This window comes from Streptomyces recifensis, assembly GCF_002154615.1.
Classification (GTDB): Bacteria; Actinomycetota; Actinomycetes; order Streptomycetales; family Streptomycetaceae; genus Streptomyces; species Streptomyces griseoluteus.
In genome coordinates this window covers 1-9,975 of the sequence record NZ_MUNH01000338.1, presented here as the reverse complement: position 1 = coordinate 9,975, position 9,975 = coordinate 1, and the positions used below count along the sequence as shown (strand labels likewise).

At 72.8% G+C, this 9,975-nt stretch carries 9 protein-coding genes; 4 read left to right on the top strand and 5 right to left on the bottom strand.

Translation table 11 applies throughout. The annotated features are described in order from the left end of the window. On the top strand, window positions 1-2,745 hold a 2,745-nt coding region (locus CCN33_RS18460), incomplete at its 5' end, for a bifunctional cytochrome P450/NADPH--P450 reductase (RefSeq protein ID WP_086694685.1). Between the two features lie 125 nt (window positions 2,746-2,870). Beyond that, on the top strand, window positions 2,871-4,160 hold the full coding sequence (locus tag CCN33_RS18455; RefSeq protein WP_086694684.1) for an ROK family transcriptional regulator: 1,290 nt from the start codon (window positions 2,871-2,873) through the stop codon (window positions 4,158-4,160). Between the two features lie 172 nt (window positions 4,161-4,332). On the opposite strand, the gene CCN33_RS18450 is transcribed toward CCN33_RS18455, so the two are convergent. Then, a complete protein-coding gene (locus CCN33_RS18450; RefSeq protein ID WP_086694683.1) occupies window positions 4,333-5,361 on the bottom strand; it encodes a PHP domain-containing protein in 1,029 nt (342 codons plus the stop codon). A 123-nt stretch (window positions 5,362-5,484) separates the two neighbouring features. Between CCN33_RS18450 and CCN33_RS18445 the strand changes: the two genes are divergently transcribed. Continuing rightward, entirely contained in the window at window positions 5,485-5,751 is a 267-nt protein-coding gene (locus CCN33_RS18445; protein WP_086694682.1) for a hypothetical protein, read from the top strand. Here the strand turns inward: CCN33_RS18445 and CCN33_RS18440 are convergent. The 3 genes from CCN33_RS18440 to CCN33_RS18430 form a co-directional block, all read right to left on the bottom strand. Beyond that, the gene (locus tag CCN33_RS18440) at window positions 5,748-6,983 is read right to left on the bottom strand and encodes a ricin-type beta-trefoil lectin domain protein (protein ID WP_086694681.1); all 1,236 of its coding nucleotides are present in this window, start codon (window positions 6,981-6,983) and stop codon (window positions 5,748-5,750) included. The genes CCN33_RS18445 and CCN33_RS18440 overlap by 4 nt on opposite strands. Before the next feature lie 117 nt (window positions 6,984-7,100). Beyond that, complete coding sequence (locus tag CCN33_RS18435; protein ID WP_086694680.1) at window positions 7,101-7,694, bottom strand: VanZ family protein; 594 nt, start codon at window positions 7,692-7,694, stop codon at window positions 7,101-7,103. Window positions 7,695-7,778: 84 nt separating this feature from the next. Continuing rightward, on the bottom strand, window positions 7,779-8,465 hold the full coding sequence (locus CCN33_RS18430; RefSeq protein WP_244173856.1) for a DUF4230 domain-containing protein: 687 nt from the start codon (window positions 8,463-8,465) through the stop codon (window positions 7,779-7,781). Window positions 8,466-8,656: 191 nt separating this feature from the next. Between CCN33_RS18430 and CCN33_RS18425 the strand changes: the two genes are divergently transcribed. Next, window positions 8,657-9,610 (top strand): ribose-phosphate diphosphokinase, encoded by a 954-nt coding sequence (locus CCN33_RS18425; RefSeq protein WP_086694678.1) that lies wholly within the window; start codon window positions 8,657-8,659, stop codon window positions 9,608-9,610. 159 nt (window positions 9,611-9,769) lie between these two features. Here CCN33_RS18425 and CCN33_RS18420 read toward each other — a convergent pair. Further along, window positions 9,770-9,975: STAS domain-containing protein (locus tag CCN33_RS18420; RefSeq protein ID WP_140394584.1), on the bottom strand; the 206-nt coding region annotated here is incomplete at its 5' end.

Sequence of the window (9,975 nt, the reverse complement as noted above, 5' to 3'; positions counted from 1 at the left end):
CCGGTCGACGTACCCGGCGACATGACCCGGATGACGCTCGACACCATCGGCCTCGCCGGGTTCGACTACGACTTCGGCTCCTTCGAGCGCGCCGAGCCGCACCCCTTCGTCGAGTCGATGGTGCGCTGCCTGGAGTGGAGCATGACCCGCCTGGCCCGCGTGCCGGGCGAGGACCACACCGCGGCCGACGCCGCCTTCCGCGAGGACGCCGACTACCTCGCCGGGGTCGTGGACGAGGTCATCGCCGCCCGTACCGGCACCGACCAGAGCGAGGCCGCCGACCTGCTGGGGCTGATGCTCACCGCCCAGCACCCCGCCGACGGCACCACCCTGGACACCGCGAACATCCGCAACCAGGTCATCACCTTCCTCATCGCCGGCCACGAGACCACCTCCGGCGCGATGTCCTTCGCCCTGTACTACCTGGCGAAGCACCCCGCCGTGCTCCGCCTGGTCCAGCGCGAGGCCGACGCCCTGTGGGGCGGCACCGCCGATCCCGAGCCGTCGTACGACGACATCGGCAGGCTCACCTACACCCGCCAGGTGCTCAACGAGGCGCTCCGGCTGTGGCCGACCGCAGCCGCCTTCAGCCGGGAGGCACGCGAGGACACGCTGCTCGGCGGGCGGGTGCCGCTGCGCGCCGGGCAGGCGGTCAGCGTGCTGGTGCCGATGCTGCACCGCCAGCCCGTCTGGGGTGACAACCCGGAGCTGTTCGACCCCGACCGCTTCACTCCCGAGGCCGAGGCGACCCGTCCGGTGCACGCCTTCAAACCCTTCGGTACCGGCGAACGCGCCTGCATCGGACGGCAGTTCGCGCTGCACGAGGCGACCATGCTGCTCGCCATGCTGGTCCACCGCTACCGGCTGCACGACCACGCCGACTACGCGCTGGACATCAAGGAGACCCTCACCCTCAAGCCCGAGGGCTTCACCCTCACCCTGACCCCGCGCAGCGACGCCGACCGCGTCCACGCCCCGCTGCCCGGCGCCGCCGCCGCGAGCGCCGCCGAGGACACCGACGCCCGGGTGCTTCCCGCCCGCGTCCGCCCCGGCACCGCCGCGCTGTTCCTGCACGGCAGCAACTACGGCACCTGCCGCGAGTTCGCCGGACAGCTCGCGGACGAGGCCGCCGCGCTCGGCTGCGCCACCGAGGTCGCCCCGCTGGACGCGTACGCCGACGGCCTCCCCACCGACCGGCTCGTCGTCATCACCGCCGCCTCCTACAACGGCCGCCCCACCGACGACGCGATCGCCTTCACCGCGTGGCTGGAGGGCGAGCACGACCTCACCGGGGTCACCTACACCGTGCTCGGCGTCGGCGACCGCAACTGGGCCGCCACCTACCAGCACATGCCGACCCGCATCGACGCCCGCCTCGCCGAGCTGGGCGCCGCCCGGCTCACCCCGCGTGCGGCCGCCGACGCCTCCGGCGACCTCACCGGCGCCGTCCGCGAGTACACCGCAGCGCTGCGCACCGCCCTGCTCACCGAGTACGGCGACCCCGAAGCCACCGCCCCGGCCGGCGGGCCCGAGACCGCCTACGAGGTCCGCGCTCTCACCGGCGGCCCGCTGGACGCCCTCGTCGAGCGGCATGAGCTGGTCCCCATGACCGTCACCGAGGCGTACGACCTCACCGCGCCCGGACACCCCCGCGTCAAGCGGTTCCTGCGCGTCGCCCTGCCCGACGGCGTCACCTACCGCACCGCCGACCACCTCACCGTGCTGCCGGTCCACGCCCCCGAGACCGTGGAGCGGGCCCTCGCCGCGCTCGGCGCCGACCCCGACACGGTGCTCGACATCCGCGCCACCCGTCCGCGCCGCGACGGCCTGGCCGTGGACCGCCCGCTCACCGTGCGCGAACTCCTCACCCGCCACGTCGAGTTGCAGGAGCGGCCCACCGCGCGCCAGCGCGAACTCCTCGCCGCCGCCAACCCCTGCCCGCCCGAGCGCGCCGCACTCGCCGCCCTCACCGGCGACGACCCGCGCACCCTCCTCGAACTGCTGGAAGAGCACCCCGCCCTGCGCGAGGCCCTCGACTGGCCCCGCCTGCTCGACCTGCTCACCCCCCTGCGTCCGCGCCACTACTCCATCTCCTCCTCCCCGGCCGCCGACCCGCGCCACGCCGACCTCATGGTCTCCGTGCTCGACGCCCCCGCACGCTCCGGCAAGGGGCGCTACCGGGGCACCGGTTCGGGACACCTGGCGGGCGTGCGGCCCGGCGACACGGTGTACGCCCGCGTCCAGCCCTGCCGGGAGGCGTTCCGCACCGACACCTCCACCCCCGTCGTGCTGATCGCTGCCGGTACCGGCCTCGCCCCGTTCCGCGGCGTGGTCATGGACCGGGCCGCCGCCCGCGTCCGTGGCGCCGAACTCCCGCCCGCACTGCTCTACTTCGGCTGCGACGCCCCCGACGCCGACTATTTGCACGCGGCCGAACTCGGCGCCGCCGAGAGCGCCGGAGCCGTCTCGCTCCGCCCCGCCTTCAGCGCGGCCCCGGTCGACGGCGCACAGTTCGTCCAGCACCGGATCGCCGCCGAGGCGGACGAGGTCTGGAAGCTGCTCGGTGCCGGGGCGCGGGTGTACGTCTGCGGTGACGGCGCCCGCATGGCACCCGGCGTTCGCGAGGCGTTCCGCACCCTGTACCGCGAGCGCACCCCCGGCGCGGACGAGGCGGCGGCCACGCGCTGGCTGGACGGGCTGGCAGGCGCCGGCCGCTACGTGGAGGACGTGTACGCGGCCGGCTGAGCCGCACTCCGCCCCTCCGGCGCCCCCAGGAAATCTCACAGCATGAAATAAGGGGGGCCGTGAAGTCGTGTCCGACCTGTCACGAAGGGTATGTTGCAGGTCGGGCACGGGTCGGAAGGGGCCACATGGCGGGGCGGAACGGGCGCACGGTACGCGATCTGAGGCGGGGCAACCGCACGGCCGTGCTGCACAGGCTGTACTTCGACGGCCCCCTCAGCCGCTTCGAACTGGGCCCGGCCACCGGACTCAGCTCCGGCTCGGTCAGCAACGTCGTGGCGGACCTGATCGCGGACGGACTGGTGGAGGAGGCCGGCAGTGTCGACTCCGACGGCGGCCGCCCCCGCACCCTGCTCCGGGTCGCCCCGCACAGCGGCCAGATGATCGGCGTGGACGTCGGCGAGACCCGCGTCCGTGTCGAGCTGTTCGACCTCGCCCTCACCGAACTCGCCCGCGCCGAGCGCCCGTTGACCCGCCCCGGCTACGACGTGGACGACATCACCGGCCACATCAGGGACGGTGTCGCCGAGGTGCTGGCCGCCGAGGGCGCGCGCCCCGAACGGCTGCTCGGTGTCGGGGTGGGCGTGCCGGGCATCGTGGAGCACACCGCCGACCGGGGCGCCGTGGTGCACGGCCAGACCATCGGCTGGGACGCCGTCCCGCTGGAGCGGCTGCTCCGGGCGACCTCCGGGCTCCCCGAGAGCGTGCCGTACTTCATCGACAACGGCGCCAAGACGCTCGGCCAGGCCGAGATGTGGTTCGGCGCCGGGCGCGGCGCCCGCAACGCCCTGGTGGTGCTCTTCGGCTCCGGTGTCGGCGCCTGCCTGGTCACCCCCGAGGTGGAGCACGGCCGAGCGGTGGAGTGGGGGCACCTGACGGTACGGGTGCGCGGGCGCCGCTGCCGCTGCGGGGCGCCGGGCTGCCTGGAGGCGTACGCAGGGGCCGAGTCGCTGCTGGCCCGGTGGCGCGAGGAGGGCGGACGCCCGCCCGAGGGCACCGACGAGGAGACCGCGCTCACCGCGATGCTCGCCGCCGCCTACCCGGCCGGGGACGCCGAGCCCGACCCGGTCGCGCTGGCGGTGCTGGAGGAGACCGCCGAATACCTGGGCGCGGGTCTCTCCGACCTGATCAACCTCTTCCAGCCCGAGCGCATCCTCATCGGCGGCTGGGCCGGGCTCCAGCTCGGCACCCGCTTCCTGCCCGCCGTACGCCGGCACGCGGCCACCTACGCGCTCAGGCACCCGGCGGACCGGGTCACCATCGACCTGGGGCGGCTCGGTCCGGACGCGGTCACCGTGGGCGCGGCCATCCTGCCCCTGGCCGACTTCTTCAGCCGGGGCGGCCGCCGCGCCGAACCGGTGCCGGAGGACCGTCCCCCCGCCTGGCGGGCCGCGCTGGACGAGCGCGCCCCGCGCTGAGCCCGGACACGAAGATGCCCCGGCCGTGACGGGGGAATCACGACCGGGGCGGTCCATCAGCGGACGGGGTCCAGGTCAGGTCGGTCCCGCGTCCACGTGTGGTTCAACGGAAAACCAGACGGTGGCGTTCCCGCCCGGCGGGGTGATCCGGGTCACGCGAAGGAACGGCTGGTCAGGACGCCGGTACCCGGCCCTCGCGGGTCCAGCCCAGCAGCTCGTCCGCCGTCCAGGTGTTCACCACCCGCCCGGCGGGCACTCCGCACTCCTCGGCGCGGGCGCAGCCGAGGATCTGCCAGTCCAGCTGGCCCGGCGCGTGCGCGTCGGTGTCGATCGAGAACAGTGTCCCGGCGTCCACCGCCTCGCGCAGCAGGCGTCTGGGCGGGTCCAGCCGCTCCGGACGGCTGTTGATCTCCACGGCGGTGCCCGACTCGGCGCACGCGGCGAACACCTCGGCCGCGTCGAAGGCCGACTCGGGCCGCCCACGCCCGGTGATCAGCCGGCCGGTGCAGTGGCCCAGCACGTCGGCGTGCGGATCGGACACGGCGGCCACCATCCGGCGGGTCATCGCGGCCGCGTCCATCTTCAGCTTGGAGTGCACCGACACCACCACGACGTCCAGCCGGTCCAGCAGCTCCGGCTCCTGGTCCAGCGAGCCGTCGTCCAGGATGTCGCACTCGATGCCGGTGAGCAGCCGGAACGGCGCCCAGTGCTCGTTCAGCGTCTCGACGAGGTCGAGCTGCTCCCGCAGCCGCTCGGGGGAGAGGCCGCGGGCCACGGTGAGGCGGGGGGAGTGGTCGGTGAGCGCGGTCCACTCGTGGCCCAGCTCGGCCGCCGCCCAGCCCATCTCCTCGATGGGGCTGCCGCCGTCCGACCAGTCCGAGTGGGTGTGGCAGTCGCCGCGCAGCAGCGCCCGCAGCTCCTCGCCGCCGTCCGCCGTCAGCGGCCCCCCGGCGTCCTCCTCCAGCGCGCGCAGATAGGCGGGCGTCTCCCCGGCCACTGCCTCCTCGACCACCTTCGCGGTCTTCGGGCCGATCCCCTTCAGCGTCTGGAGCGTCCCCGTGGAGACCCGCCGGGCGATCTCGTCCCGGGGGAGGTCCTTCAGTACGCGGGCGGCCGTGCGGAACGCCCGCACCCGGTAGGTGGGCGCGAGCGAGCGCTCCAGCAGAAAGGCGATCCGGTCCAGCGCCGCGACGGGTTCCATGGCCACCTCCCGGCTCCGCACGGACCTCCAGGGTTGCCCACCGGGGCGGTCCGCGCACGGTGGCGGCCCGGACGGCCCGTGCGGACGCGCCTTCCCCATGCCTCGCGTTCTACGCTCGGATGCATGACCGAACAATCAGCTCCGTACATGTCCAATCCGCGCATCCGCGTGCTCGGGGTCTGTGAGGGCAGGCCGGGCTCGCCGCCGTTCCGGGTCATGGAGATCGACGGCGAGGTGATCGGCGAGGTCACGTCCATCACGGGGGTGCTGGAGGCCGCCGCCGCCCGCGGCATCGTCATCCATGATCTGGACGACCCGGACGTGGTCCGCTGGGTCGGCGGCGACAAGTTCACCTGGCGGGTGCGCGGCACCCACCGAGGGCGTGGCTAGCCCACCGTCCATTTCTGGGCGGCGGTGCCGTTGCAGGTCCAGAGCTGGAGCCGGGTGCCGTTGGCCGAGTTGGCGCCCGTCACGTCCAGGCACTTGTCGGCCTGCGGATTGACGATGTCGTTGGCCGAGGACACCACCCACTTCTGGTTGGGGCTGCCCGCGCAGTCCCACAGTTGCAGGGGCGTACCGTCCGCCGTGCCGTTGTCCTTCAGGTCCAGGCACTTGCCGAGCGCGCGGATCGTGCCGTCCGAGCCGACCGTCCACTGCTGGGCCGCCGAGCCGTTGCAGTCGTAGAGCTGTACGGGGGTGCCGTTGGCGGAGTTCGCCGCGGCCACGTCCACGCACTTGCCGGCCAGGCCCCGGATGGCCTTGCCGTCCGTCGAGCCGCCGCTGGTGGTCACCGACACCGAGTCCACGACGAGCTGCGCCGGGAACTGGGTCGAGCCGTCCGGGTCACCGGGCCAGTAGCCGCCGACCGCGAGGTTCAGGATCAGGAAGAACGGCTTGTTGAACACCCAGGTCTTGCCGCCCAGGTCGGCCGGGGTGCGCCGCTGGTAGACGTTGCCGTCCACCGTCCAGGTGATGGAGTCCGGCGCCCAGTCGACCGCGTAGGTGTGGAAGGCGTCGGCGAAGGCCTGCCCGTTCGGCAGCGAGTAGCCCGCGCCGATGCCGCCCGAGCCCGAGTAGCCGGGGCCGTGGATGGTGCCGTGCACGGTGGAGGGCTCGAAGCCGACGTTCTCCATCACGTCGATCTCGCCCGAGTCCGGCCAGTTCACCGGCGTGCCCAGCATCCAGAACGCGGGCCACATGCCCTGCCCGCGCGGGATCTTCATCCGGGCCTCGACGTGCCCGTACTGCGCGTTGAACTTGCCCGAGGTGTTCAGCCGGGCCGAGGTGTACTGGCAGCTTCCGTACCAGCACTGGTAGTTCGCCGGGTTCTCCCGCTTGGCGGTGATGACCAGGTGGCCCTGGCCGTCCAGCGCCGCGTTCTTGGTGCCCGAGGTGTAGTACTGCCGCTCGTGGTTGTTGACGTTGTCTCCGGTCTCCAGCGTCCACTTGGAGCCGTCGACGGCGGAGCCCGCCGGGCCGTCGAAGGAGTCCGAGAACGTCGCAGCCGCGACGGCCGGGGCGGCGGCCGTATCGGCCCTCGCGGGACCGACGGCCGCCGCGCCGACCAGCGCGGCGGAGAGAGCGGCAAGGAGGCATCTGCGGAGCAGGCGTGGGGATGCCATGACTCTCCGTTTCACATGGGGGGAGTGACGCCTCTTGTTGTAGAGACCGGGACCGGGGCCGTCAATAGCTTGGTACAGACCAGTGATCGGCCGACCGGACAAACCGGTGGAGGACGCTCAGTCCTGCGCGACCTTGGGCCGCCGGGCGTGCACCGCCCGCCCCAGCCGGCGCCCCAGCAGCAACCAGCCCAGCAGTGCTCCGGCGGTGTTGAGGATGACGTCGTCGATGTCGAAGGCCCGCCCGGTGATCAGCGCGCCCTGGGTCAGCTCCACCATCAGCATCACCAGCGCGGTCAGGAACAGGACTTGCAGGACGCCCCGCGCGCGGGGGGCCAGCACCGGCACCAGCACGCCGAACGGCACGCCCAGCAGCACGTTGCCGCCGATCTGCTTCAGGGCGTCGTGCACCGTCCCGTAATCGAAGTACGCCTTGAGGGAGTTCCCCGGCCGCAGGTTGCTGTGCGTCAGTGCCTCCGACGCGGGCGACGGCTCCAGTGTGACCTTGGCCAGCGCGATGGCGAAGGCCACCATGAACACGAACGCCAGCAGCATGATCGGCAGCCGGATCGGCAGCGGCAGCGGCTTGCGCTCCGCCGCCACCGGCTCCGTCACCACCGGCTCCGGCTCGGTGACCGGCTCGGTCTTCTCCACGCGCCCCCGCCGCAAAGGGGTGCGCAGTACGGTCGGCAGGCGTAGGGCGGTACGGGCCATGCGGTGGTCCTCCAGTCGTGAACATCCCCGTGAGAAGCAGCGAATGCCCGGTAAGCGGCCGGTGATGCCTGACCGGGCGAGGCGTCAGGAGCCGTACGAGACCCGTACGTCCTTGAAGCCGAGCGAGCGCAGCAGGCCCTGGAGCATGCCGGTGGTGTTGGACTCGGCGCGCGCGGTCAGCTCGCTCTCCCGGGCGGCCTCGCCGATGTGCTTGACGGCCAGCTTCTGCACCGCCTGCTCGCCGTTGGGGTTGTCCGAGAACAGATCGCCCAGCCGGTCCAGCAGGCCGCGCTGCTTGGAGACGGCGTAGGAGCGGTCCGGGTCCAGCGCGGGCTTGCCGAGCCGGGCGTGCGGCAGCCTCAGCACGGCGGAGGTGCGGTCGTCGTTGACCGTCACGTCCTTGTCGCCGACCTTGCCGAGGTCCACGTAGGAGTCCACGGTGCCCGCGCCGACGTACAGGGTGCGGGTGCCGTGCAGCGCGTCGGGCAGGTACTTGGCGTTCTTCTCCAGGTCGACGACGACCTGGAAGTTGCCCGAGGCGGCCTGGTAGCGGCTCATGTCCTGGATGGACTGGAGCAGCGCCGGGCCCGAGCGGTCGCGTGACTCGGTGCCGAACAGGTCCTTGATGCCGGGCAGCACGGCCAGTCGTATCCCGGCGAACAGCAGCACCAGCACCAGGGCGATGGCCGCCAGTACCTTGACCCAGAGCGGCGTCCGCCGGGGCCGCTCCTGGACCGGAGTCGTCCTGCCGGCCGTAGTCGTCTTGTCCACGGTTCTCCCTTCCCCCTCCTCGGATGCCCACCAACAAAGCGAACAGGCAAGCGAGTTGACCATCCCCCGCCGCTGACGTACGTACCCCTGCCGCTCCCGTACGAGACCCGCCACGCCCGGCGTCCGGGCCGGGGGAGGGGCGGCCGGTAGCATGGCCGCCCAGCCCGTACCGATCATGCGAGGAGCGGATCGTGCGAGACATCGCCGTCTTCAGCGGCAGTGCCCACCCCCGGCTGGCCGAGGAGGTGTGCGCGCACCTGGGCGTCACGCTCAGCCCGGCACGGGTCAGCAGGTTCGCCAACGACTGCCTGGAGGTCCAGCTCCGGGCCAACTGCCGGGAACGGGACGTCTTCCTGATCCAGCCTCTGGTGCGGCCGGTGCAGGAGCACCTGGTGGAGCTGCTGATGATGTGCGACGCGGCCCGCGGTGCCTCGGCGGCCCGGATCACCGTCGTCATGCCGCACTACTCCTACGCCCGCTCGGACAAGAAGGACACGCCCCGCATCTCGCTCGGCGGCCGTCTGGTGGCGGACCTGCTGGTGGCGGCGGGCGCCAGCCGGGTGCTGACCATGACCCTGCACGCCCCGCAGGTGCACGGCTTCTTCTCGGTGCCGGTCGACCATCTGCACGCACTGCGCGAACTGGCCGCGCACTTCAGCCAGTACGACCTCTCGCGCACCACGGTCGTCTCCCCGGACCTCGGCAACGCCAAGGAGGCCGCCGCCTTCGCCCGGCGGCTCGGCGCCCGGGTGGCGGCCGGCGCCAAGCAGCGTTTCGCGGACGACCGGGTCAGCATCAGCTCGGTGATCGGTGACATCGCCGGCCGGGACGTGATCGTGCTGGACGACGAGATCGCCAAGGGCAGCACGGTGCTCGAACTTCTGGACCGCCTGCGGGAGTTGGGTCCCCGCTCGATCCGGGTCGCGTGCACCCACGGCCTGTTCGCGGCGGGAGCGCTGAAGAGGCTGGGGGAGCAGCCGGACGTGCTGGAGATCGTCTGCACCAACACCGTGCCGGTCCCCGAGGACGAGCGCACCGACAAGCTCCGGGTGCTGTCCATCGCCCCGGCGCTGGCGGAGGCGATGCGGCGCATCCACGACGGGGAATCGGTGAGCGCGCTGTTCGAGCAGCCGGCGGAGGCCTAGGGAGTGTCTCCCGGTCTTCGCGGGCCCTCGCCGCCTGGCACGGCACCTCGCCGCACGGCCGCATCGCCCAAGTACGTCCAGTACGAGGACGACTCGACCGCACGCCGAGGCACCGCACCAGACGCCGCGGGCTGATCCACGAAGACCGGGAGACACCCCCTAGGGAGTGTCGGAGGCCCCCAGCGCCGACTCCAGGTCCGGGTGCGGGGGCAGCACACGGGTCAGGCCCGTGACCGTCAGGACGCGCAGGGTCAGCGGGTGCACGCAGACCAGATGGAGACGGCCGCCGCGTTCCAGGACGCGGCGCCGGGCCCGGCTGACCAGGCGCAGCCCCGAGCAGTCGAAGAACTCCACGGGGCGCAGAT